The organism is Psychrobacter sp. JCM 18903 (genome assembly GCF_000586475.1).
Taxonomy (GTDB): Bacteria; Pseudomonadota; Gammaproteobacteria; order Pseudomonadales; family Moraxellaceae; genus Psychrobacter.
The window spans coordinates 96114-120430 of sequence record NZ_BAWJ01000010.1; the positions used below are offsets into that span (position 1 = coordinate 96114).

General features: G+C 42.5%; 21 protein-coding genes and 3 pseudogenes. 9 read left to right on the plus strand and 15 right to left on the minus strand.

Translation table 11 applies throughout. The annotated features are described in order from the left end of the window. Positions 1 to 553: 553 nt before the first annotated feature. Entirely contained in the window at positions 554 to 1399 is an 846-nt protein-coding gene (locus TT12_RS08705) for a membrane protein (RefSeq protein ID WP_045453949.1), read from the minus strand. Positions 1400 to 1644: 245 nt separating this feature from the next. On the opposite strand from TT12_RS08705, the gene TT12_RS17155 reads away from it, so the two are divergent. Beyond that, positions 1645 to 1788 carry a hypothetical protein gene (locus TT12_RS17155; RefSeq protein ID WP_243443523.1) on the plus strand — a complete coding sequence of 48 codons (144 nt, stop codon included), beginning with the start codon at positions 1645 to 1647 and terminating at the stop codon, positions 1786 to 1788. A 25-nt stretch (positions 1789 to 1813) separates the two neighbouring features. Beyond that, positions 1814 to 2809, plus strand: coding sequence for a MalY/PatB family protein (locus TT12_RS08710; RefSeq protein ID WP_243443524.1), 996 nt, complete (start codon positions 1814 to 1816; stop codon positions 2807 to 2809). A 2-nt stretch (positions 2810 to 2811) separates the two neighbouring features. Here the strand turns inward: TT12_RS08710 and TT12_RS08715 are convergent, their stop codons facing one another. The 7 genes from TT12_RS08715 to TT12_RS17175 form a co-directional block, all read right to left on the minus strand. Continuing rightward, positions 2812 to 4374: an FGGY-family carbohydrate kinase gene (locus TT12_RS08715; RefSeq protein ID WP_243443525.1), complete on the minus strand. Its 1563-nt coding sequence runs from the start codon at positions 4372 to 4374 to the stop codon at positions 2812 to 2814. 29 nt (positions 4375 to 4403) lie between these two features. Next, complete coding sequence (locus TT12_RS08720; protein ID WP_279378852.1) at positions 4404 to 5588, minus strand: glycerol-3-phosphate dehydrogenase/oxidase; 1185 nt, start codon at positions 5586 to 5588, stop codon at positions 4404 to 4406. Then, positions 5558 to 6079, minus strand: a complete 522-nt coding sequence (locus TT12_RS18400; protein ID WP_279378853.1) for an FAD-dependent oxidoreductase — start codon at positions 6077 to 6079, stop codon at positions 5558 to 5560. Before TT12_RS18400 ends, TT12_RS08720 begins: the two co-directional genes overlap by 31 nt. An 86-nt stretch (positions 6080 to 6165) precedes the next feature. Next, a complete protein-coding gene (locus tag TT12_RS17160; protein ID WP_243443526.1) occupies positions 6166 to 6810 on the minus strand; it encodes an FAD-linked oxidase C-terminal domain-containing protein in 645 nt (214 codons plus the stop codon). Next, positions 6789 to 7241, minus strand: coding sequence for an FAD-binding oxidoreductase (locus TT12_RS17165; RefSeq protein WP_243443527.1), 453 nt, complete (start codon positions 7239 to 7241; stop codon positions 6789 to 6791). The genes TT12_RS17160 and TT12_RS17165 overlap by 22 nt, the downstream gene beginning before the upstream one ends. Continuing rightward, the gene (locus TT12_RS17170) at positions 7168 to 7344 is read right to left on the minus strand and encodes an FAD-binding protein (protein WP_353511620.1); all 177 of its coding nucleotides are present in this window, start codon (positions 7342 to 7344) and stop codon (positions 7168 to 7170) included. The genes TT12_RS17165 and TT12_RS17170 overlap by 74 nt, the downstream gene beginning before the upstream one ends. Positions 7345 to 7352: 8 nt before the next feature. Continuing rightward, positions 7353 to 7919, minus strand: coding sequence for an FAD-binding oxidoreductase (locus tag TT12_RS17175; RefSeq protein WP_243443529.1), 567 nt, complete (start codon positions 7917 to 7919; stop codon positions 7353 to 7355). Positions 7920 to 8534: 615 nt separating this feature from the next. Here TT12_RS17175 and guaA point away from each other — a divergent pair. From guaA to TT12_RS08750, 5 genes and pseudogenes are all read left to right on the plus strand, one after another. Beyond that, a pseudogene (gene guaA / locus TT12_RS08730) lies at positions 8535 to 10128 on the plus strand (glutamine-hydrolyzing GMP synthase). 369 nt (positions 10129 to 10497) lie between these two features. Next, the gene (locus tag TT12_RS08735; RefSeq protein ID WP_045453956.1) at positions 10498 to 11184 is read left to right on the plus strand and encodes a zinc ribbon domain-containing protein; all 687 of its coding nucleotides are present in this window, start codon (positions 10498 to 10500) and stop codon (positions 11182 to 11184) included. A 42-nt stretch (positions 11185 to 11226) separates the two neighbouring features. Then, positions 11227 to 12042, plus strand: a complete 816-nt coding sequence (locus TT12_RS08740; RefSeq protein ID WP_201606069.1) for a hypothetical protein — start codon at positions 11227 to 11229, stop codon at positions 12040 to 12042. 354 nt (positions 12043 to 12396) lie between these two features. Next, positions 12397 to 13722 carry a hypothetical protein gene (locus tag TT12_RS08745; RefSeq protein WP_207804033.1) on the plus strand — a complete coding sequence of 442 codons (1326 nt, stop codon included), beginning with the start codon at positions 12397 to 12399 and terminating at the stop codon, positions 13720 to 13722. Beyond that, positions 13665 to 15161 (plus strand): hypothetical protein, encoded by a 1497-nt coding sequence (locus TT12_RS08750; RefSeq protein ID WP_045453963.1) that lies wholly within the window; start codon positions 13665 to 13667, stop codon positions 15159 to 15161. Before TT12_RS08745 ends, TT12_RS08750 begins: the two co-directional genes overlap by 58 nt. Positions 15162 to 15305: 144 nt before the next feature. Here TT12_RS08750 and TT12_RS08755 read toward each other — a convergent pair whose 3' ends face one another. The 7 genes and pseudogenes from TT12_RS08755 to TT12_RS15525 all read right to left on the minus strand — a co-directional run bounded on the left by TT12_RS08755 (position 15306) and on the right by TT12_RS15525 (position 20423). Beyond that, on the minus strand, positions 15306 to 16313 hold the full coding sequence (locus TT12_RS08755) for a YhdH/YhfP family quinone oxidoreductase (protein ID WP_243443530.1): 1008 nt from the start codon (positions 16311 to 16313) through the stop codon (positions 15306 to 15308). Between the two features lie 70 nt (positions 16314 to 16383). Next, positions 16384 to 17360, minus strand: a pseudogene (locus tag TT12_RS08760) (zinc-binding dehydrogenase). A 155-nt stretch (positions 17361 to 17515) separates the two neighbouring features. Next, entirely contained in the window at positions 17516 to 18196 is a 681-nt protein-coding gene (locus tag TT12_RS08765; protein WP_201606059.1) for a GDYXXLXY domain-containing protein, read from the minus strand. Continuing rightward, entirely contained in the window at positions 18193 to 18579 is a 387-nt protein-coding gene (locus TT12_RS08770) for a DUF4401 domain-containing protein (RefSeq protein ID WP_207804034.1), read from the minus strand. The genes TT12_RS08765 and TT12_RS08770 overlap by 4 nt, the downstream gene beginning before the upstream one ends. Next, positions 18543 to 18965 (minus strand): hypothetical protein, encoded by a 423-nt coding sequence (locus TT12_RS08775; protein ID WP_045453974.1) that lies wholly within the window; start codon positions 18963 to 18965, stop codon positions 18543 to 18545. The genes TT12_RS08770 and TT12_RS08775 overlap by 37 nt, the downstream gene beginning before the upstream one ends. After that, a complete protein-coding gene (locus tag TT12_RS08780) occupies positions 18950 to 19378 on the minus strand; it encodes a DUF4401 domain-containing protein (protein WP_045453977.1) in 429 nt (142 codons plus the stop codon). The genes TT12_RS08775 and TT12_RS08780 overlap by 16 nt, the downstream gene beginning before the upstream one ends. Beyond that, entirely contained in the window at positions 19371 to 20423 is a 1053-nt protein-coding gene (locus TT12_RS15525; RefSeq protein WP_201606061.1) for a DUF2157 domain-containing protein, read from the minus strand. Before TT12_RS15525 ends, TT12_RS08780 begins: the two co-directional genes overlap by 8 nt. A gap of 1145 nt (positions 20424 to 21568) precedes the next feature. Between TT12_RS15525 and TT12_RS08790 the strand changes: the two are divergent. Further along, a pseudogene (locus TT12_RS08790) lies at positions 21569 to 22947 on the plus strand (ABC transporter substrate-binding protein). A gap of 407 nt (positions 22948 to 23354) precedes the next feature. Further along, positions 23355 to 24275 (plus strand): oligopeptide ABC transporter permease OppB, encoded by a 921-nt coding sequence (oppB, locus tag TT12_RS08795; protein WP_045453981.1) that lies wholly within the window; start codon positions 23355 to 23357, stop codon positions 24273 to 24275. Positions 24276 to 24317: the final 42 nt, after the last annotated feature.

Sequence of the window (24317 nt, forward strand, 5' to 3'; positions counted from 1 at the left end):
TATTATGTATTAATAAATAATGTAAAGCTCGCTACTTTGTATTGTTTATTATTGAGATAAATCACTTATATTGATTAAATGATGATTTTAAAATTATTGAAGATTTTTTAGTAAAGAATATAGATTGTATGTCAGCATATATCAAAATCACTCACTAGAGTAAACTTTAATAGCTTAATTATAGTCGCCTTGAGGCACGTTTTAGCCCTGACAGCAGCGGCTATCCTGCTTGGATAGGCGTGTTGCGAAGGCTAGGTTTTGGGGCAGTATCGTGACCAAACAGGAATGACCCAAACCGTAGCCGCGCCATGCTAGATAAGCAGATAATAGCGGATGGCAGGATTGGCTCCCCTTATTACTGCAACGGTTTTACCTTCTAATCCGCAAATTCTAAACTATTCCCAAACCATCTAAAGCCCCACGCCAAACCCCTAAACCTAGTACCGTAATCTTAAATAGCAAAAACCTCGCCATGGCGAGGTCTCATTATTTTATCGAGTATAACTAGTGATAACTGCACCAGCGTTAGCAGCTTGGCTCTGATTAACTGCTATTATTTAGCTGATTTATAGTAGTCCACCATCATCGTGCCCAAAGTGCCGTTGTCATCGATAGTGATGATTCTGACCGTGCCTGACTGTGATGAAGTACTAGATTTCACTTGTCCAGCGCTGCCTAAGACGACTTGATTGTTTTTAGCCGCCATTGCTCCGTTACCGATAGCGATGCTGTTCATGCCGCCAGCCATAGATTTATTGCCTATCGCTACCGAGTTTGCACCTTGTGCGGCTGCCGCTTCACCAACTGCGGTAGAGCGTACACCACTAGCATCGGCTAGATGACCAAAGGCTTGCGCGCGTTCGGCAGTGGCTTTTGATTGCCAACCGATAGACGTTGAGCCTAAACCTGCGGCATTGGCTTCCCCGCCAACAGCCGTTGCGGAGTTTAGACCTGCATTGGCTTTATTGCCGACAGCGACCGTATCGTTAGTACCACCAGCGGTTGCCGCTTCGCCGACTGCGGTAGAGCGAACACCGCTAGCATTGGCTAGATGACCAAAGGCTTGCGCGCGTTCGGCAGTGGCTTTTGATTGCCAACCGATAGAGGTTGAGCCTAAACCTGCAGCGTTGGCTTGACCGCCGACAGCGGTTGCTGAGTTCAGACCTGCATTGGCCATATTACCGATAGCAACCGTGTCGTTAGTGCCGCTAGACATAGCACTATTGCCTAAAGTAATGGCAGTACTATTCGTAGTGGTTTGGGTATTTGAAACTTGGGAGTCAGAACCTGTTGCCATAGCAGTGCATGCAGAAGTTGCGACAATGGCGAGAGTAAGGGAACTGATTTTGAGTATCGTACTTTTAAGTGCTACGTTTGATAGGGAATCCATTTTCATCATGCTAAATCCTTTTAGACAAGCCATCTTGGCTTAGTAGGGGGTTTGGGTAACAGCTGATAGATCACAATCCTTGCAATATGAGCATACTCTGGCATAAATAACTTGATCATATGTAGAGTCCGCAACATTAATGTAACACTAATTTTTAACCATTATTCAAATAATGATAGCATTATATTTTCAAAGGTCATTTAAGCCGACGAATGAACAGTTATAATATAAAACTACCGTAAAGGAGAGCATCGGTGTTGTACAACTTTGATGAAATAATAGACAGACGTGATACGGGGTCGTTTAAATGGCATTATACCGATGACACGATTCCGCTATGGGTCGCGGATATGGACTTTAAGACTGCCCAGCCTATTTTATCGGCGATTGAGCAGTAACGCAGCATGGCATATTGGTTACACCGTGCCGACCGAGCCGTTGTATCAAGCGATTATCGACTGGCATGGCAGTCGTTATGACTTGTGGCTGGAGCAGCAGGATATCCTGTTTTCTCCGGGTGTCGTGCCAAGTTTGGTGCTGATGATGAAAGTATTTACCGAGGCAGGGGATGCGGTACTCATTAATGACCCGATTTATACGCCTTTTATGACCAAGGTTTTGGATAATAATCGTAAGCTGGTGACCTCTGCATTACAGGAGAATGAGGGGCGATACTATCTGGATTTAGCTGATATAGAAGCTAAAATTATCGAGCATAAAGTTAAGCTGTATTTGTTGTGTAATCCGCATAATCCGGGCGGACGTGTATGGACAGCGGATGAGCTTGAAGCGCTGCTTTTAATCTGCAAAAAGCACGATGTGGCGATTGTGAGTGATGAGATTCATCAAGATTTAACTTTGAGTGGTCACACCTTTATTCCCTTTTTAACCCTAGCAACAGGCTATGAGCACAAAGTAGTCAGCCTAACCTCGATGACCAAAACCTTTAATATTGCCGGTATCAAAGGCTCGATGATGTTTGCTAAAGACAGGGCATTACTGAGTAAAATTAACCAGCAGCAGCGTTTGAGTGACGAGCATGAGCTAAATTTATTTGCTTATACGGCCATGCGTAGTGCTTATGAGCAAGGTGGCGAATGGTTGGCGCAGGCGCTGACTTATATTGAAGCCAATATTGACTTAACGCTACAATTTTTAGAAGAGCGTCTACCTAAAATTAAGGTGATGCGTCCAGAAGCTTCGTATCTGATTTGGCTTGATTGCTCGGCATATGCGCAAGACGATCAAATGCTTTATGACGCGCTTAGAGAGGCCAAAGTTGAGCTTAGCGCGGGGATTAAGTACGGTAATGAAGGGCATCTTAAAATGCGCCTTAATGTAGCGTGTCCTAAAACGCTGCTGATAGAAGGGTTAAATCGTATGCATACTGCATTAAATAGCAATGATTTTAAACAGTAATATCATTTAGCAGGATACCCCGTAATGTCCTGAATGCTTTGGTATAAAGGTTTTAAGCGCTCATACATTTTCAGGTAGACTTCATTATAAAGACGTTTGTAGAGCTGGACGTTGGCGTCAATGGGTAAGAATTCATCACCTAAATGCACCATCGCCTTAGTTGCTGCTAAATGGTCGGGATAAACGCCAAGCCCCACTGCACAATTGATAGCAGCGCCTAAGCCTGAAGCTTCATAAGTATGCGGCCGGTATGCAGGCATACCAAAGATATCAGCCGTAAGCTGCATGGCTGAGTCACTTTGAGATCCGCCACCAGCGACACGCAAGTGTTTGATGGGTTTGCCTATACGCTTCTCAATAGTATCAAAACCAAGTTTTAGCTCATAGGCAAGCCCTTCTAGGATAGCGCGGTAAACATGCGCTCGCGTGTGTACGTCGCCAAATCCAATGAGCGCACCCTTGCCTTCAAGACCCGGATGCCGAACGCCGGGTGACCAGTATGGCTGCATCATTAGCCCCATACAGCCCGCTGGAATGTCTTTTACCGCTTGATCTAGGAGTTTTTCGGTATCGATGCCCTGCGTTTTTGCCAGCTGCTCTTCATAGTGGGCAAACTGCTCTTTAAACCAGCTAACCATCCAAAAGCCGCGATAAATCATATATTCATGGTTGTAGTAATTTGGTACGGCGGCGGTATAAGCGGGCATGTGCTTGAGTATTTCAACATAATTTTTTGAGGTGGTATTGACGGTCGCGGTAGTGCCAAAGCTTAAGCAGGCGGTATCGGCGGCAAGTCCAGCAGAGCCCAACGCTTCACAGGCTTTATCGCTGGCGGCAGCAATCATCGGTGTGCCTTTCAGAATACCAGTGACAGCGGCAGCTTTGGCGCTGATAGAACCGAGTGGCTGTCCCGGCGGAACAACTTTAGGCATCTGCTCAGGTGTACAGCTGAATAGCCGCCATTTAATATTATCGGGCTTAAACCACGCTTGCGCTTTATAGTCATAGGGCAGATAGCCTAGCGCATGACCAGTGGAGTCGATAAGTTCATCAGTAAGTTGATAGGTTAAGTACGCTGATAGATTCACATAGTGTGCTGTTTTCGCCCATATTTCTGGTTCATGATGAGCAAGCCAATTACAGCGGGCTTTTTGCTGCGCCTCTTGTACCAGCTCGCCCATACCGATGACTTTGGTGAGTGGATTGAGCAAGCCTATGTCATTAATTTCGCCGCGACGCAAATCCATCCAGACGATAGCGGGACGTAGCGGCTGTTTGTCTTTACCTAGACATATCATGGTATAGCGCTGAGTGGCGAGACTGACGCCAGCAATTTGCTCAGGCGTAATATCACAGCTTTGCCATAACTGCTGGCAAGCCTCGCTTAGTTTTTTCCAATAGTAGTCGGCATGCTGCTCTGCAAAATTGGGCTGCGTTGAAAAATACGGCTCGATAGGGACGCGGGCTTTGGCAATCTCGGTTCCAAATTGGTCAAAGATAAGTGCTCTGACGCTTTGGGTGCCATTGTCTATGGCTAAGAAGTAAATAGAGTCATCAAAAGTCATAGTCATCCTTAACTATGTAGTCATATAAATTAAGCAGCGGGCAAATGATAATAGCGTTGCCATAAGGCTTGATAACGTTCAACTTCTTGCTGCCATTTTTGCTCATCCCAACCCAGTTCCTGCTGGCATATTTGTTTGAGCCTATCGCTAATCAATGGCGTCATTGCGCCATGTGGCAGTATCAACCCTAGGCGCGTGCGTCGCAGTAACAAATCGTCCAAGTGAATGACTTGCTCATAATGCGCCGCAAAACGGATTTCCGCCCAAATGGTGTTGCTATCGGTCACATAAGCCAAATCATCGTCATGCGCTAACTCTAATAAGGCATCAAGCTGTAGACCGTAAAACCCTTGCAAGCGTTGTTGCAATAGTGGTGTTAGGGTTGAAAATTTGGGATTGGTTGGCGGTTGATTACTAAAGACTTGGCTGCTATATGAGACATTATCTTGAGTAGCTGACTCATCAAGTTCGAGCACCTTTTGACAAACTTTCAGTACATCAAGGGCGATTAGGCGAAAGGTGGTTAATTTGCCGCCACTGACGGTCACTAAATTATTATCCAACCAAACGCTATGGTCGCGTTTTTCTTTACTCGGGCTGACGCGCTTACCATCACCGCCATCAGAAATCAGTGGACGCACGCCTGCCCATGAGCTGATGACATCCTTGCGGCTAATGTCTACATTATCAAAGAGATTATTGGTCGCTGCCAATAGGTAATCCACCTCTTCATTAGTGATACCGACTTCGTTATCGTCTAATGGCGGATGATCCAAATCGGTGGTACCAAGGACGGTACGGTTTTCCCATGGAAAGACAAAAACGGCTCTTTTGTCGATAGGGTGCAAAAAAGTATAGGCTTGTTTGATTGGTAGGCGCTCTTGGCTGACCACCAGATGGCTACCACGCGACGGGCGAATTTGTTTATGAAAGGTTTGTTCTGTTTGTTTGCTTGCCTGCATTCTTAGAGTATCCGCCCAAGCACCCGTCGCGCTGACCACCACTTTGGCATGAATATCGTAAGTATGATTGCTATCTTCAGCAGAAGTATCTAATAGAGTAGCGCCAACGACCAAGCCTTGCTCATTAGTAATTAACGACTCAGCTTTAAGGTAGTTAATCGCCTGCGCGCCGTCATTAATCGCCTCATCAAGTACCCGCATCACAAGGCGTGAGTCATCGGTCACTGCATCGCTAAATTGACTGGCGCCCAAAAATTTTTCTTGCTTGATGTGCGGATTAAGCTGTAAAAAAGCGTCTTTTTTAACGTATTTAGAGTAGCGCTTGCCCGCGAGCCCATCGTAGACACGTAGCAAGGTATTGAATATCCATGGCGGTGGAAACTTGCTTTATAATGCGGCATGACGTAATGCATCTCGTTGACGAGACCACTTGCTTCGCTTAGCATGCGCTCGCGCTCACGGACGCTCAGCAAAGTGGTTTTATAGTCACCTGAGGCAATGTAGCGCAGCCCGCCATGTACCATTTTGCTAGAGCGGCTGGACGTGCCCCACGCAAAGTCTTTTTGCTCAATGAGTAACACCGCTAAGCCGCGCCTTGCTGCCTCGCGAGCAATTCCAGCACCAGTAATACCGCCACCGATGATGAGTATATCCCATGGTACTACTTGAGACGAGCGACGAGATAAAGGCGCTAATGCTTGCTGGCGTTGCTGGTATTGATCATGCTGATTGGCTTGGTTCATAAACGATCCGTCGTAATTTACACTCAAATTAATCAGTGACTTAACCTGTTTAAGCCAACTAGTGACGCTAAGGCGACCGCTGCCTTTTACTCTTTAATTAAAACACCCGGATTCATACGCTGTTCAGGGTCCAAGCTTTTGAGCATATCATGGGTTACTTGAATACCGAGCTTACCTTTTTCGGCAGCAAGGTACGGGGCATGATCGCGACCAACACCATGCTGATGCGATATCGTCGCTGTGCCATTGGCCAGACTTAAACTGGCGGCATGTTTGATTTTTTGCCAGCGGCTTAACGTGCTGGCATGATCTTTAGCCGCTCTAAAGAAGTAAGTGGTATAGAGGCTAGCACCTTGCTTATAGACGTGAGAGATATGGGTAAAGGCCATTACTTCTTCGCATTCATCTGCCAAGGAAGTCCGAACGGCTTCTTGCATCTGCTGCATCTGCTCGTCGATATGATTCCAGTTGGTTGCGGTCTCAAAGGTATCGACCATGATGCCTTTTTCCCATAAAGTGCCACGAAGATAAGGGAATTTAAAGCGTCCATGTGCCCAGACACTACCCATGATATCGGTTATTTTACCCGTGACACTACCGTGCTGCTTTAATAGCTTATTAAACTGCGTCAGTGCCAATTTATTCTGTGCTTTATCACCTGATACACCATAAGTAAGCATGACTTTATCTGAGCTGAGACCGCGCGCTTTTAGATAAGTGCTAATGGCCATAAACTGGCTGGGCGTCGTACCAAATGTAGATGCGCGTCAGTCTCGACCGCATTGCTTAGGCGTAGCATTGATAATTGAATATTTTTTTGTACGGCTTGTCTGAGCACTTCTTTACCCGCTGCCCAGTTCGGTAAAAAAGCAACTTTAAACAGCTCTTCTTCTGGTTGCGACTGCACCCGCATTTTGACTTCGGTAAAGATACCAGCGCGACCTTCCGTGCCCATCATCATCTCGCGTAGGTCAGGCCCTGCCGCTGACGCTGGAATATCCGCAATATTGAGTACCCCTTGCGGTGTCACAAGCGTACCACCGGCAAACATCTGCTCGATGCGCCCGTAGCCTAACGACTGCTGACCACTAGAACGCGCGGCAATCCAGCCGCCAAGTCGATAGCTCCCAAGACTGAGGATAATGTCCCAAACGATAGCCATGTTCGTTCAATTGCGCCTCGACCGCCGGCCCTTGTGTTCCTGCACCAAAGGTGGCAATTTGGCTCTCATTATCTAAATCAATAAGCTGATCCATTTTGCTCATGGCGATGGTCAATACGGGGCGTGAGCTTTTTGTGGATTGATATGACCCGCTACTGAAGTGCCGCCACCAAAAGGAATGACGATCAGGTCGTGCTCGCTTGCTAACTGTAATAAAGTCTCGACATCAGCGGTCGATGCAGGAAAAGCGACGCCATCAGGAAAGACTTCAAAGTCGCCACCATGCATGGCTATCCAGTCTGGAAAGCTTTGACCACGGGCGTGTCTAAGTCTCACTTCGTTGTCGACAGATACAGTATCAAGCTCAGTCATAGCAACAGGCAAGCGCGATTTGGGGACGGTTTTAAGTACTTGCTGTAAGCTCACTGATGATAGTTTTTTGGTTTTACCAATATGCGATTTGATCAGTTTCGCCCCATGCGCTGAGACTTTTTTATTAATATTGATATTGCCCCAGCCATTCCAGCGCGTTTGCTCGATTGGGGTATTTACCGCATGACCCTTTGAGGCAGCATCTATACTGGCGTTATTGGTATTTTGGTTATCAGAATTGACTGAAATAGCTTTAGACGGGTCAGATTTAGGGCGTTTTCGGATAAGGGCTTTGATTTTGCTCATAGAGACATACCTGTCAATTTATTATGATTATCTGTGACTATAATAAGTAACTGTTTTCTGTACATTAGTCAACAACGATTGGTGTGCTGTTCCGACTTGCTAATTCTTTATTCCCCACCAAAACCATCAGTCTATGCGCTAAGTAGTACCAAATAACACCAATAAACCCTAATATATAAAAATACCAATGCGGTGAGACTAAGCTTGCGAAGATTTCAGATGAAGTCCATGTGTTGCCGAATAATATGCGGTAATCATAGGCGACACTGATGCAAGCTTCTCTGTAGAATACTATTTAAAAAAGTATAATGGTTATTTTGTAATAACACTTGTTTGTAATAATGCTTGAACCAGAATTTATGCGTTGCCTATAGAAGTATTAGGTCAATTAATCGCGTTTTTATTCTGTTGACTGCTCTACAGTGCCTTATCATCGCTACCTAGATGTAGAAAAATATAGAAGAAATGCATTCATTAATGAAATAAAGTAGAGGTTTATACTGATGAGCTATAGATTTATATACCAGTTAGCAGATTAGCGTATTTTTATAACCAATAGACTGCTCAAACTTGTTAAAATAGCGCACCAATTTATTTATTGATGGACACTACGTTATGACAACTGCTGCCAACGTTCCTACTATTAAAGAAGATCGCATCTTAATTCTCGATTTTGGCTCACAGTACAGCCAGCTTATCGCCCGCCGTGTCCGTGATTCTGGGGTATTCTGTGAGATGTTCCCGTTTGATATCGATACCCAGCGCATTATCGATTTTGGCGCAAAAGGCGTCATTTTATCTGGCGGTCCTGAGAGCGTGCACGCAGATGACAGCCCACGCATCAATGATGCCGTATTTGATCTAGGCGTACCAGTATTGGGTATCTGCTATGGTATGCAAGCGATGGCAGAGCGCTTCGGTGGTAAAGTTCATGCCAGTGATATCCATGAATTTGGCGCAGCAACCATCAATATCGATGGCAAATCAACGCTGACTGATGGTATCGAAGACGCAGCAGCGAAGCTAAATGTGTGGATGAGTCATGGCGATAAAGTGTCGATGCCCCACAAGGTTTCGATATCGTTGCCAGCACGCCAAGCTGTCCGATTGCAATTATGCTGATGATTCGCGCCATTATTATGGTTTGCAGTTCCATCCTGAAGTCACGCATACCGCGCAAGGTTCTGCATTACTAGGACGTTTTGTCCATGAAATCTGTGGCTGCGCCGGTAGCTGGACGCCTGATAACATCATCGATATGCGTATCGAACAACTCAAAAAGCAAATCGGTGATAAGCAAGTGTTACTTGGTTTATCTGGTGGTGTGGACAGTTCAGTCGTCGCAGCATTATTGCATAAAGCCATTGGCGACCAATTAACGTGTGTGTTTGTCGATACGGGTCTGCTGCGTCTGCACGAAGGCGACCAAGTGATGCAAATTTTTGCAGAAAACATGGGCGTAAAAGTCATTCGTGTCGATGCTGAGGATTTATTCTTAACGGCATTGGCTGGCGAGTCTGACCCTGAAGCCAAGCGTAAAATCATTGGTAAAACCTTTATCGATGTATTTGCTAATAGTGCGCGTGAAGTGAGCGAGCAGAGCGATGGTAAAGTCATCGAATTCTTAGCGCAAGGTACGATTTACCCAGACGTCATTGAATCAGCGAAGTCGCATCAAGGTAAAGCCCACGTGATTAAGAGCCATCATAATGTTGGCGGTTTGCCAGATGATTTGGCGTTTGAGTTGGTTGAGCCGTTACGTGATTTGTTTAAAGATGAAGTACGTAAATTGGGCATTACCCTTGGTTTACCAGCGAAGATGATTAACCGTCATCCGTTCCCAGGACCGGGTTTGGGCGTGCGTATCCTTGGTGAAGTTACCAAAGAATTCGCTGATATCTTGCGTTCTGCTGATGCTATCTTTATGGAAGAGTTAGAAAAATCAGGCTGGTATGAGAAGACTGCGCAAGCATTTGCGGTATTCCAACCGATTAAATCGGTCGGCGTGGTCGGTGATGGTCGCCGCTATGCGTGGGTGATTGCGCTACGTGCGGTTGAGACCGTAGACTTTATGACCGCGCGCTTTGCGCATCTGCCGTATGATTTGATTGAGACGGTATCGAATCGCATTATGAATGAAATCGCTGAAGTTTCACGCGTGACTTACGATGTATCTAGCAAGCCACCAGCGACGATTGAGTGGGAATAGACCGTTTAAGTATTCTAAACGGTAACGGTGTTAACCTAGCTAGATGTACAAACACGTACTATCTGCGCTCGGTTGCCTTGTTACCATTTTAGACTACGTAAACTTATCTAAATAGCTTTTCAACTCAAATTTTTTGAATTGATATACGACTAATCGATAATTAGATTAGTTCAATATAGCGATAAAAAAGCACTCAACTTGGTTGGGTGTTTTTTTGGTTAAAACAAACAGGCAACTAAGAATCCTCTAATTTTTCATTGAACATTTGTCTTTATTATCTATAATAGTGTCAACTTTAATTGGCTATTGTTTGTTAAAGTCGAAATAAGCCTATCAATCGTTCAGTATTTAGTAAAATTAAGGGATAAGATGTTTTGTAATAACTGTAATCAAGAAAATTCAAGCGAGGCAGGATTTTGTTCAAAATGTGGGCATCAGCTCTCTGACGTCCAAGCACAAACACCGCCACCATTAACGCCAGTTAATATCTCTAAAGATGCGCAAATCCCGCAAAACCATTCAGCTTCCAGTTCTGAAAATGCCGATGCTTTATTGGCAGCTTTCGTTGGTAAAAAGTATGATGATTTCTACCGCAATAAATGGTTTAAGGACAGTGAGCCACGTTTAGAAGTCAATAAGGATGGTTCGAGCATTCACAGTTTTAATATTGCTGGACTGCTCTTGGGAACATCTTGGTTATGCTATCGTAAAATGTACCTAGTAGCCTTGTGTATTGTACTTGGCATAAATACGGTCGATTTAATTTTAATGCATCTGCTCGGTATGGAGGCGTATAGCTCTATAGGTCAAACCAGCTTTTTTGTCGCATGGGCAGTACTGACAGGACTTTTAGGTAATTATTTTTACTTTAGTCACAGTGTCAAAAATATAAAAAAAGTCATGAGTAATACAGCTGACCCAGCGACGGTCGAACAGGAGTTAGCGGCAAAGGGTGGTACGTCATGGGTTGGCGCCATTGTGGGTAGCATATTATCAGTATTGCTATCTATGGGTATGTCCTATTTGTTTGCGCCTGAGTGGTATTGGTTGGTGTAGTACGTCTAATAAATAAGGTTAATCTAAGGAGGCGAGACAAAAGTGATGGAACCATTAAAACAAGCATATGATTTGGAACTAACGGATAAAGATCATGGGCAAGGTTGGGCTTTTGGTCGCCCAGTCGGCATCACCACGGATCAATGGCCGCGAAGCAGGATTAACGGTCTACCGATGGCGCACTTATGGACTATATTAGTGCCTGAAGCGTATCGCGTAAAAGGGAAAGATCTCGTGGCAATATCGCTTTTTCAAGCGGATGATCATGTTGAAGATAGGGTAGACGGTGTTGAAGATATGATTGCTAACCTCACTGAGGTGAATCATACAGACGCTGAGAATTTTTGGGCGTCACTGAGTCGCTATGCTAACTATCGTCACCCTCAAGAAATCTATCTTGAAGATATTATTGGTGGTGGCTGGGCATTGATTTGGCTAACGGAAGCAGAGTTTTTTGGTGAGTCCACGCCGCTGCCTAGTAAAGAAGATGGTATATATCCAGACTATGAAATTGAAGCGTGGAGTAGCACTTGCTTTGCCAAAGATGAACCCGCTCAGTTTATTAAGCACGTTGTCCGAATAGATGATCCTAACGTTGGCAAGATGCTCGATGAGTGGCCAGATGAAGATGATGGAAATGCCTATATTCCGATGTTCTCTGAAAAAGGTGAGATATTAAAGCTTGATAGGTTTCATGCAAAAAGTCATTTTGGTGGTACGGCCAATCCTATTCAAGCGATGCCAGAATTTAGCCCTTTTTATATTGAGTTTGAAGAAGAGTTTGGTAATGCCAATATGGGCGGTGGTAATGGTCAAATCGATTTGTTGAATAATGAGTTTGATTGGGCGTGTGGCTAGTTGTTGATAATGCAGAAGTGACTTATGATGTGTCTAGCAAGCCGCCTGCGACGATTGAGTGGGAATAAACCGTTTAAGTATTCTAAACGGTAACGGTATTAACCTAGCTAGATGTACAAATACGTACTATCTGCGCTCGGTTGCCTTGTTACCATTTTAGACTACGTAAACTTACCTAAATAGCTTTTCAACTCAACTTTTTTGAATTGATATACAGCTTGTCGTCAATAAAAAAGCACTCAACTTGGTTGGGTGTTTTTTTGTGGTACTAAAACCTTATAGTTATACTATTTATATAAATAGCTTCTAATAGTGTACTATAGTTGGATTTTAATATTAATAAGGCAATGCTTTATGTCAATAAATTACGATAGAGGCTCCGAGTGGAGAAAGTGGGATCTACATGTACATACACCGTCTTCAATATGTCAAAATTACGGTGGAGATACAGATGAAGCTTGGGAAAGATATATAAGTGATTTAGAAAGTTTGCCGCAAGAGTTTTCTGTATTGGGGATTAATGATTATTTATTCATAGACGGCTATGAAAGATTAAAGAAAGAAAAAGAAGAGAATAATAGGCTACAGAATATTGATTTATTATTGCCTGTATTAGAGTTTAGGCTTAATAATCTAGCTGGAGTTGGTTTTGGTAAGCTAGATAGAATAAACCTACATGTTATATTTTCAGATGAAATACCAGTAAATATTATAAAAGATCAATTTCTAAACACGCTTGTTCAAAGTTATATAATTAATGATGGTCGAAAATGGGAAGGAGTTGTTACTAAAGATAGCTTAGTAGAGTTAGGAGCTGAAATTAAATCAGGTATTCCTGCCGAGGAAATTAGCAAGTATGGATCTGATTTAGAAGAGGGTTTTAATAATTTGAACTTAAATCTAGAAAATATTATTCATTCCTTGAATAAAGAAAGGTTTAAAGGTAAGTATCTAATTGCCGTTGGGAAAACAGAATGGGATGCAATGAAATGGACTGATGCATCAATAGCTATTAAAAAACATATCATTAATACAGCGGACATTGTTTTCACAGCATCCGAGAGCGTAGTTAAGTTTAATAGTGCTAAAGAAAAGCTTGTTCAACAACGCGTAAATAGCCGACTTTTAGACTGTAGTGACGCTCATGACCATTCATCCTCTCTAAATAAGGATAGGATTGGCAACTGTTTCACATGGATAAAAGCTGACCCTACTTTTGAAGGTCTTAAGCAAGTTATTTATGAACCAGAGGAAAGAATATGTATCTCTGAAGAAAACCCATTTTTGCTATTCGATAAACCTTATTTTTCAGCTATTTCTATCGACAATGACTTGAACGTATTTGATGGTGAAACAGATCTTACCTTTAGTAAGTGTAAAATTATTCCACTTAATCAGAATTTAGTTACAATAATTGGAGGTAGAGGTGAAGGTAAAAGTATGCTTGTTGAATACTTAGCAAGTAGTTTTGTTGATAATGAACAGTCGAAAGATGGGATTTTTAACAAGAATGGTGCAGTTAAAATTTTATATAATAAAACGAATTCCGACTCGGAGGAAATTATTAGTTTTGACATTATAGAAGGAAAGCATCCATTAGAGTTATTTATATCAGTCAGGGTATGCTTAAGAAATATGCAGGTGAAAGTGAAGAGAAAAATAAGCTGGCTGATTCTATGAAAAAACTTGCTCGATTAAATGAGGTGAGTTTTGATGATCATTTGGATCATAAGATTATAACAAAAATTGGTAGGTATTCTGAAGTAAAATCTACACTAGAGTATAAGAATGAAGAGGGGATTTCTACCAATTCAATGAGTTTTTTACATGAAAGAAAAGATAGAGTTCAAAGTTTTATTAATAATATTACTACTGAAGATAATAAGAAGAAGCTAAGTGAGTATGCGAGCGATTTAGAGTCTTTAAACAAAAGTAATAAAAAATTAATTAATATCAATGAGTTAGAGCGTTACTTACTAAATGCTGTTAATGATATCAATCTTAAAATCAGTAATCTAAACCTGTCTGAAGACATACCTCTTGTTGATAATAGCTCTTTTGATGCTCAACAAACTAAGATAGCACTTATTAAGTCTACAGTCAGTGAGGATATAGCTACTTCTAGCCAATCAGTTCAAGATGTTAGAAGTAGGTTTGAGATCTATAAAGGTGACTTGTCAACACTTCTGGAGGATTTTAAAGATTATCAAAGCGAATTAGATTCTATAAATTCAAAAATATTAGAAATGCAAATGTTTTCGACCGAGTTGGGAAGTATTGAACTAGATATATTTGGAGCTGGTTCAGATAGTTCTTCTTTATTAGATAAAATGGAAGAGGACTACAAAGAACAGGCTTCTAATTTGGCTAAAAGTTGGAGTGATTTTAAAGATATAAGTCTAAGAACTGATTTTAATGATACTCAAAAGAAGTTGATGGGAAGTATGTTAGAGGATCTTGATGCTGAAATTGTCATAGATTTCAATCCAGAGGCTTTCTATGATAAAGTTTCAGATTGTATTGATGGTTCTAAGTGGCGAATTAAGAATAATAATGAAGCAAAGGCCGAGAATTTTGGTATAAGTGATTTTAGTTCTTTTTTCGATTTTCTTCGAAGTAACTTCAAAGATATGTATGATAGAGATGGCATTCATCAGAATGTATTGAAGGATATTTGTTTTAAAGACTTTCACCGTAGAGATTACATTAAAATATATCCAGTATTAAAATATAAGAATAAGGATTTAAATAAAGTTTCAGCTGGACAGAAAGGTACTGTGTACCTGAAAATGAAATTAGCAACCAGTGCTTTTTCGAAGCCTATAATCTTTGATCAACCAGAAGATGATTTAGATAATGGCTTTATTGTTGAGGATTTAATAGAGCTGTTTAAAGAACTGAAAAAGTATAGACAAGTTATTATCGTTACTCATAATGCTAATTTAGTAGTTAATGCTGATGCAGAGCAAGTAATCGTAGCAACTAATGATCATGGAAAATTGAGTTACATATCTGGTAGCTTAGAAGATAGCACAATCAATTCTGAAATATGTAAAATACTCGAAGGTGGTGATAGAGCCTTCAACAATAGAAGAAGCAAGTATCAAAATGTGAAGTAGTTTAGTCTTTGAAATATTGGTTACTGGTTTTTTACGTTCTTCCTATCATGATGACTGCTGTAGATTAGCGCTATCAAAGTAAAAAAGCAGTACCTCAAAAGAGATGCTGCCTTTTTTATAATATTTGACTGCTAAGCTAAAAAATTATCCCTTCACATTCACCACATAACGCCCAACCACTTTGCTCGACATAAAGCGATTTAGGTATTCTGGCGTTTGCTCAAGTGTAATCTCTTCACCATAGCTCTCTAGATTAGGCAGCTTCATATCGGTGGCGACACGCTGCCAAATAGCTTCTTTATCAGCCAGTGGAATATACACCGAGTCGATACCCAATAATGACACCGCGCGGGTGATAAAAGGTATCACTGACATTGAAAACTCAGCGCCGCTGGCTAAACCACAACTGGTCACTGCACCACCAGATTTGGTTTGCTTTAGCAGGTTGGGTAAGTAGTCGCCGCCAATGGTATCAATGGCATTTGCCCACAGCTCACGACCGATAGGCTTGTTACCGATTTCATTGATGGTATCGCGATGACGCACTTCGCTCGCGCCCAATGCTTTTAAATGCTCGCTTTGCTCTGGCTTACCTGAGAAGGCAATCACCTCATAACCCAGCTGACTCAGAATAGCGATGCTGATCGTACCGACGCCGCCTGTTGCGCCAGTTACCGCGACTGGACCATCACTGGGTTTTGCACCCATTTTTTCTAATTTTTGAATACTGAGTGCTGCGGTTAAGCCGCCCGTACCGTAAGTCATTGCTTCTTTTAACGTCAGCGTTTTTGGGCAGGGCAATGCCCAATCGGCAGGGATAGAGATCATCTGACCCAGACCGCCATCCGTATCCATGCCCAAATCATAGCCAAATACCAATACTTCTTGCCCTGCGGTAAACGTGCCTGATTTGTCGCTGACGACAACGCCTGCTGCATCGATACCGGGGGTATGTGGATATTGTTTGGTGATTCTTTTATTGCCTGATGCCGACATGGCATCTTTGAAATTTAACGAGGAATAATGCACTTCTATCAACAAGTCATTTTCTGGCAAGTCACTGACGTTGCGTTCTTGAATACTTTTGCTAAAGGTGCCGTCGGTATTTTCTTCGACGACTAAGGCTTTAAAGGTTTTATTATTAGACATCATATTATTCCTAGTGAGGTTATTTGGTGTGTGTCGTTATTTGCACGTACATAGATATATGTAAGACAATAATTTATGCTTTTAACAACACCTTACCATTCTTACTTGCCTGCAATTTGCCATCGACGGCCTTGACGATATCTGCCAAATCAAACGTCGCTTCAACGGGCAGTTTTAAATTGCCATCGTTAGCACGTTCGATTAGCTCATCAATCAAACGCTGTTTGTTTTCAACGCTCATTTCTTGACTGATTTTGCTGCCCCAAAAGCCTTTAATCGTTGCTTGTTTAAAAATAATATGGGTTGGATCTAGCACCATTGGTTTGCCTGACATGATGCCAAACGATGCCAATGTGCCACCGTGACCCAGTAACGCCAGCAGATCATTACTAGACTCACCACCAATAGAATCAACCGCGGCACTGATTTTCTCATCACCAAGGATGGCTTTTACTTGGTTTTTCCAGTCGTCATCTGAGGTGTTGATATTATGTTTGATACCCAGTGCTTCTAATTCCTTGATAGCATCGTCACTTCTCACGACATTAATGGTGTTAATACCACGCGCGGCGGCTAGCATGGCGAGCGATTTGCCGACCGCGCCATTGGCAGCATTATGAATCACCCACTGACCGCTTTTTAGTGCTAAAACTCAATCAGCATCAGCGCGCTGAGTGGCATCGCAATGAGCTGCGCCGCCATTTCGTCCTCTAAGCTATCAGGCATGACAAATACCATGTCTTTTGAGGCGACAAAATACTCTGCCCATGTCGCTTGTACGCTCGCCGCCGCCACGCGCTGACCAACTTTTAAGTCTTTGACATCCTGACCGACGGCATCGATAATGCCGACCGCTTCGCTACCACCAACCGCTGGCAGCTCAGGTTTAAAGCCATATTGACCGCGAATGGTTAATAAATCATGGTTGTGGATAGAGGCGAGTATCGTTTTGACTCGGACTTCATTGGCTTTTGGTTCAGGAATAGGTGTGTCACCTAAACTGAGGACGTCAGATGGTTTACCGAAGGTACTATAAGTTGCGCTACGCATAATTATTTCCTTTATTTATTTTTAGGTCGTGAGCAACAGTAACAAGTTTGTCTCAGTACCCTCAATGTTACTTTAGTTAAGGAATGTTATGCGTTGCACGTATCGCGTGTAGTAAAGCATAAGTAGTAATGCATGATAAGTCACAACGTGAACGTCTACTGAGAGGCTTTATCCTCTTCATTTATGTCGCCAACGATGACTGTAAAATCACCGTCTACCATCTCTGTGAGTAATGGCTCGCCTTTGTCATTGACGCGAAACAGACCATATTCAGCCGCTTCAAACGCCTCAGCATGACCTTCTTGAAAGAAGAACGCATTGGTCGCCAATTGCACACTGCCGTTACGGATGCGGTAATAAATGGGCAGCTCACTTTTAGTTAACTCTTCACGACTATTACTCTCTGCTAAGCGGACAAAATGCCCCACATTATTGTCATCGATTCTCACAATGACATAACCGTCGCTTGGCTCATAAATACGAAAATCCGTATCAAGCTCGTCTAATTCTACATCTGGTTCTGAGCCTAATTCGTCTTGTGTTGAATGAGGGTGCTTTGGTCGCATGGCATCAAAAATATCGCGCTCTAGCGCATAGCTTAACGCCATATAATCACCTTGCATAAAACCGCGCGGATCGACAGGTGCTAGCGCTAATAATACCGTTGTGCCATTACTAAGATGGTTTTCGTATTTGATGATATTCAGTGTCATCATGACCAATATCAGCGCCAATCCAAGTAAGGCAACAGTGATGGTAACAGCTCGTTTTTTTAGCCAATGGCTGGATGGTGATGCTTCATCAACGAGGCGCTTAGTCAACATTTTCTGGTTCATGAGTGGCGCTCCTGATTGTCGTTAGCGCTCGGTTTTATATTTGCAAGATAGCCTTTAATAAGTGTCCAACGCATAAGTAGTAGCGCGATACTGATGACCAGCATAGAGATAGATTTAACCAATAACGAAGTATCGAGCTGGTAGTAATACCAAAATATATAGCTGACCAAGGCGGTGACGCCCAAACCTAACAGCACCCGTTGGCTATTAGCGATCGCAATGACGATGATAAGGCTGGTCGCGAGCAGTCCTGATACGTAAATCGATATTATCCCAAGCAATACAAGCGCACCACCAATGAAGAGTCCCGCTGCCGATAGTAATTTAACGTCGTAACGTTTTAGAATCAGATAAGTGGCATAAAGCTGGCAAGTGTAAGCAATCCTTGCGCCAAATAGTAATTGTAGCGAAAAGTGTCGCCATAATAAGTAGCAAGGCTATGACTATGTTCAGCGGCGATAAAGTACACAGAAACGCACAACAGCATCAGCGCGCTGGCGTAACCAAGGGCTTTAATAATATCAAAAGCATCCGCGCGCCATTTACTAGGTATACGCTGCAATAGAGAATAGCGTGATAAGTTACTGCCAGTCGTAATCAGTGTTAATAGCCCCAAGCTAACCTCAGGTAGATGATAATAGTTAAGCAGATAAACCGTCAAACCTAGCGTCATTATGCTGCCCAATAGGCGATAGATACGGTTGGGCATAATGACCGTCATAACGGCTTGCACGATTAAAAAAAGCCAAATATCTATAGGATGTGACAAATTATTATCAAATAAAGCAAAGCCAATGTAGCTTGCCCAGCCGAGCTAATAGCCAATGCTAGGCTACTGATAAAGGTATTATCACGGCTTTGCTTGTTTCTAAATAAGACAAAACCCGCCGCGCTGAGTACTAGACCTGTAATTAACAAGGCAATCACGCTGTCAAAGCCATCGATGCCGAACAATAACAAAGACAAAAAGGCGATTAGAAACAGACTTGCTACAATACCGCTGAGACCAAAAAGTATTTGTATAAACCAAGGAATATCGTTTTGAGAGTGATTATTCGCTATCGTTGCCTTAGCGCTGGTCTCACCAGTACGGGCATCAGTCACATTGCCGTCAATTAATCCAAGCTGTTGCAGCTGTAAAAGGACCTTGTCCGAGTGTTGATTATTCATATCATTACTCATAATTGCCTCCTTTAACGACAGCACTGGGTATATTGTTTTCGCTGTTTAAACGTGCCGCATGACGCAGCCAAACAACCGCTGCTGAACTCATGCCAATCAATAATAGGGCTAAGATGAGAAAACCACCCATATCAAAATTGTCTAAAAACAACTTACCCGCCCAAAACATCACCACGACAATGACAGAGCCACATAAATAGGTCAGCATTAATAGATTGATGCGATACCAATAAAATCGCCAAACCATAAATCCGCACCAGCTCATCCATAGCAGCAAAGCGATCAGCGTCATTACGATATTGGCGTCATCAAAGACATAAAGAATGGCAAGGTAGGTAATAAAATAGCTGCTGAGTAAACCGACGACATAAGCGCTCCAATTCAGCTCGGACTTAAATCGGCTGCGTGTGACTGATGGTAGTTGACGGTCGATAAACGCGAGCCACAAGTTTAGCGCCACAAAATTAACAGCGGCAAGCACTGCTATTTGTAAGACACCTTCATAAAAATAGCTAGCAAAGGCAAAATCCATAACGCCGAAATATAAGACGAGACCAGTATTGATTAGCCCAAGCCATAATAACCATAGCGCAGGGAAGCGGGCGATGATTACCCAAGGAATAATCAATACGGCCCAGCCAAAAAACAGCTGCCACGTATCAGCACCCGTTTGATAAACCTGCCCAAATAGCGCCAATAAGCTACCCGTAATCACGCTGGCAATGAGCAATAATAACTGCCGAACCAGCTGAAATTTCTGTCTAAAAGAGAGCACAACGTAAAGGGTAATCGTGATAACCAAGGCCCCTTCGACCAAAGCGAACTTGCCCATTTTGCCCATATTTATCCAGTTATAGGCAATAAAAAATACCAGCGATAATACCAGCGCTATCGCCCCGATAATCAGCATGGCTTTATCAAAAAAGACCAGCCATGAGCGTTTGCTAGGATAGACTTGCAAATGAATCGCTGCATCGTTGGCATGCTTCAATGGCAGTATGCCTTGCTTGAGTAAATGCTCGATAGTACGCCGTGGTTGGCTCATAGCGTCCTCTAAATAAAAAGATGATGTTGCTTATCTTAGCTTTTTTGTGAGAGGCAGGTGTACTAAAGTTTATAGTTTTTTACTCAATAAAACTCAATACGACTGAGCAAATGCTCTTGGATGAGATAGGCGCAAATATAAGCGCTCGGCCACGCGACTATACAATCAAAGTTTCATCAAAAGATCAGCGTTATTAGCTTTATAAAAAGGAATTAATAGTGATATGGATAGGTATTCATTCTAAATTTAGTGATTTTTATCATGATCTTACTCAGCTTTTACAAAAATAAGTAATTGCAAAAATCAAAAAATTGCACGATTTTAAGTAGCGAATAAATCTGATTTTGAGTGTCGAAAATATCACACTATTATTCATCAGCATCGGCTTAAAAAATCTATCAAATGATTAGTTATTAACAATAGTCTTATAAATAAAATTCATCATATCTACTAGGGTTTTATTGCTTGATAGCATTGATTTCATTCACTTGACAGTGATAATTAGTGATTTAGAAACGGAGGTTAGTAGTAATAAGACAGGTTTCGAATGAGCGGTAGTATATTGCTGATGAAAGGTAATAAATAGCTATAAAAGTTACTCAATTAATAGTAGTTACATCTAAGTTTTGGTCGTCGAAACTGCTTTGACTGCAACCTTATTTTGCTTGTTAGTATCGGGGAGGAATTAAAACTTATTGACATTTGTATCGTTTTTAATTACTAATAGTTGTCTACAATATGACCAATAGTTAGTTAAAATATTGTTAATAAACATAGTCAATATACGGATATATTAACTCGAATCACTACTATTTAGTTGATCCGCCTAGCCACTGACCAGCAAGGATAGCTATTATATGATGCGCACTCCTAATCACTTTTTGTCCTCTATATTTTTGCCTACCTCTCTTGCGCTCGCCATGTCTATGACTGGCTGTAGTAGCGATAAGTCTGGCACTGACAGCCAAGCAGCTGCCGTTGATCCTAATGTACTGGCTGATACTCAAGCGCTCGTCGTCAATAATGGTACTGAACCTGAATCACTTGATCCACACAAAGTATCGGGTGTACCAGAATCTACCCTTGGCCGCCAGATGTTAGAAGGTTTAACCAATACGGATGCCGAAGGTAAGACCATTCCAGCAATGGCAACCAGTTGGGAAAGCGAAGACAATAAAGTATGGACCTTTAAGCTGCGCGATGCTAAATGGTCAAATGATGATCCAGTAACGGCAGAGGATTTTGTCTACAGTATGCGCCGCTTGGTCGATCCAAATACTGCGTCGCCGTATTCAAGCTATTTGGTCGATGCCAAAGTAGTCGGCGCTGATAAAATTGTTGATGGTAAGGCTGGCATTGAAACCCTTGGCGTAAAGGCTATCGATGATAAAACTTTGCAGATTACTTTATCAGAGCCGTGCCTTATTTTCCAGATATGTTGATTCATAATTCAGTCAAGCCCGTTCATAAAAAGACCGTTGAAGCCTTTGGTGATAAGTGGACAGCTCCTGAGAACATCGTGGTTAACGGTCCTTACAAGCCTACCCAGTGGCAAATTAACGACAAAATCGTTTTAACGCGCAACGCTTCTTATTACGACGATGCTAATACGACTATAGATACCGTCACTTTCCTGCCGATTCCTTCTAGTACGACTGACGTCGCACGCTATCAGGCGGGTGAAATTGATGTGACCTACAATGAGATTCCAACCGAGCAGTTCGCTTCGCTTAAAGAGCAAGTGGGCGATCAGCTAACCGTATCTCCTTATCTTTGTACTTATTATTACGAGTTTAATACGGTCAAGCCACCGTTCAACGATCCCAACGTACGCCGTGCTTTAGCCTTAGCTTTGGACCGCGATACCATTGCGGATAAAGTTATCGGTCAAGGACAGACGGCCGCTTATCAGTTGACACCCCCTGCCACCAATGGCGATATTGCAAATAGTCCAGAATGGTCGACTTGGGATCAAGAAAAGCGGGTTACTGAGGCCAAAAAACTGCTCACTGAAGCAGGCTATAGCGATAGCAATCCGCTCACTTTTGAGCTGCTATACAACACCAATGACAATCATAAAAAGACTGCGGTCGCGGCTACTTCATTATGGAAGCAAGCGCTCGGCTTCGTCGATGTGACTTTGACCAATAAAGAATGGAAAACTTATTTGGATACTCGCCGTAATGGTAATTATCAAATTGCGCGTGCTGGCTGGTGCGGTGATTATAACGAAGCGTCAGCTTTCTTAAATATTGCCAAATCTGACAATAGTGGCAACTACGGTAAATACAATAACGCTAATTTTGACAGTTTAATGGCGCAAACGCTGAAAGCTGGCGTTAGCCCTGAGCAGCGTGCCAATCTATACAAGCAAGCTGAAGCTCAGCTCGATCAAGATATGGGTTTACTTAACATTTATCATTACGTCAGCCCGCGTCTAGTAAAACCTTATGTCATTGGGTTTCCAACTAAGGATATATTAGACAATTGGCAGGTAAAAAATCTCTCAATTGCTAAGCACTAATCGTTTGACTGATCGCTGAATAATTCTATCGATTGAATGTCTGAGAGCGGTAAAAGCAGCTGGTTTCATTTATCGCTCTTATTAAATAACGCTGATAGCGTCATTAGTTTCATTTTTCACGACCACTCTTATTAGGCGTGTTATAGTCGTTTCAATATAATTTGGATACAAGGAAGGCGAGCGAAAGTACTACAAATAGTAGACTAAGCGAGCCTGACACCGTATCTGATTTATATAGGATTGACTATAGATGAAACTTTTGTTATTTATAAACAACGATTATCAATATTTTATTTAAAACCAAGTCATTGAAGATTGCTAGTTGAACGATAACTGGGCGTTAGGTTTGTGCTAGTTATCTCATTTTAATTTAGCTGAAAAATAAGCATCATTATAAAAGAGGCATTATGCTAAAACTGATTTTTCGGCGTATCTTAGAGGCCATTCCGACCTTATTTGTATTGATCACGGTCTCCTTTTTTATGATGCGTTTGGCGCCAGGCAGTCCGTTTACGGGTGAGCGTAGCTTGCCACCTGCGGTACTGGCAAATATCGAGGCCAAATACAATCTCAACGATCCTATGTGGCTACAGTATGTTAATTATCTAAAGCAGCTAGCGGTAGGCGACTTTGGACCGTCTTTTAAGTATAAAGATTATACGGTTAACGAGCTGTTGTCGCAGTCGTTTCCCGTCTCTATGGAGTTGGGTCTGTACGCTTTTATATTGGCATTGGTCTTAGGACTTATCTTCGGTGTTATCGCAGCCCTTAAGCAAAACTCATGGATAGACTACGTACTGATGGCCTTTGCTATGACAGGCGTTGTGATTCCAAGTTTCGTCAAAGCACCATTATTAGTGCTGGTTTTTGCCATTATTTTGCAATGGCTACCAGCTGGTGGCTGGAATGACGGGGCACTCAAAAACCTTGTATTACCAGTCGCCGCTTTAGCGCTCGCTTATGTTGCGAGTATTGCTCGTATCATGCGCGGCTCGATGATTGAAGTGATGAATAGCCAGTATATCCGAACGGCTAAGGCGAAAGGTTTGCCGATGCGCCAAATAGTGATGAGGCATGCGCTGAGACCCGCACTACTACCCGTTATCTCTTATTTGGGCCCAGCCTTTGTCGGTATTATCACAGGCTCTATTGTGATTGAGACTATCTTTGGTTTACCCGGTATCGGACAGTTATTCATTAACGGCGCACTCAATCGTGATTATGGGGTAGTGCTTAGTTTGACCATTTTAGTCGGGGTATTGACCATTGGCTTTAATGCTATCGTCGATATTTTATACGCGGTAATCGATCCAAAGATTCAATATTAAGGCGACCATTTAAGCGCCTTATCATTCCAATACGGTTTGATG

What these genes read in the sequence shown, in the direction of transcription:
- TT12_RS17160 (WP_243443526.1), bottom strand. Translation starts at nt 6,810, where the DNA reads ATGGCCATTAGCACTTATCTAAAAGCGCGCGGTCTCAGCTCAGATAAA.
- TT12_RS08735 (WP_045453956.1), top strand. Translation starts at nt 10,498, where the DNA reads ATGTTTTGTAATAACTGTAATCAAGAAAATTCAAGCGAGGCAGGATTT.
- TT12_RS08765 (WP_201606059.1), bottom strand. Translation starts at nt 18,196, where the DNA reads ATGAACCAGAAAATGTTGACTAAGCGCCTCGTTGATGAAGCATCACCA.
- TT12_RS08745 (WP_207804033.1), top strand. Translation starts at nt 12,397, where the DNA reads ATGTCAATAAATTACGATAGAGGCTCCGAGTGGAGAAAGTGGGATCTA.
- TT12_RS08755 (WP_243443530.1), bottom strand. Translation starts at nt 16,313, where the DNA reads ATGATGTCTAATAATAAAACCTTTAAAGCCTTAGTCGTCGAAGAAAAT.
- TT12_RS17165 (WP_243443527.1), bottom strand. Translation starts at nt 7,241, where the DNA reads ATGGCTATCGTTTGGGACATTATCCTCAGTCTTGGGAGCTATCGACTT.
- TT12_RS17175 (WP_243443529.1), bottom strand. Translation starts at nt 7,919, where the DNA reads ATGAGCAAAATCAAAGCCCTTATCCGAAAACGCCCTAAATCTGACCCG.
- TT12_RS08705 (WP_045453949.1), bottom strand. Translation starts at nt 1,399, where the DNA reads ATGATGAAAATGGATTCCCTATCAAACGTAGCACTTAAAAGTACGATA.
- TT12_RS08780 (WP_045453977.1), bottom strand. Translation starts at nt 19,378, where the DNA reads ATGAGTAATGATATGAATAATCAACACTCGGACAAGGTCCTTTTACAG.
- TT12_RS18400 (WP_279378853.1), bottom strand. Translation starts at nt 6,079, where the DNA reads ATGAACCAAGCCAATCAGCATGATCAATACCAGCAACGCCAGCAAGCA.
- TT12_RS17170 (WP_353511620.1), bottom strand. Translation starts at nt 7,344, where the DNA reads ATGAGCAAAATGGATCAGCTTATTGATTTAGATAATGAGAGCCAAATT.
- TT12_RS08750 (WP_045453963.1), top strand. Translation starts at nt 13,665, where the DNA reads ATGCTTAAGAAATATGCAGGTGAAAGTGAAGAGAAAAATAAGCTGGCT.
- oppB (WP_045453981.1), top strand. Translation starts at nt 23,355, where the DNA reads ATGCTAAAACTGATTTTTCGGCGTATCTTAGAGGCCATTCCGACCTTA.
- TT12_RS15525 (WP_201606061.1), bottom strand. Translation starts at nt 20,423, where the DNA reads ATGAGCCAACCACGGCGTACTATCGAGCATTTACTCAAGCAAGGCATA.
- TT12_RS08715 (WP_243443525.1), bottom strand. Translation starts at nt 4,374, where the DNA reads ATGACTTTTGATGACTCTATTTACTTCTTAGCCATAGACAATGGCACC.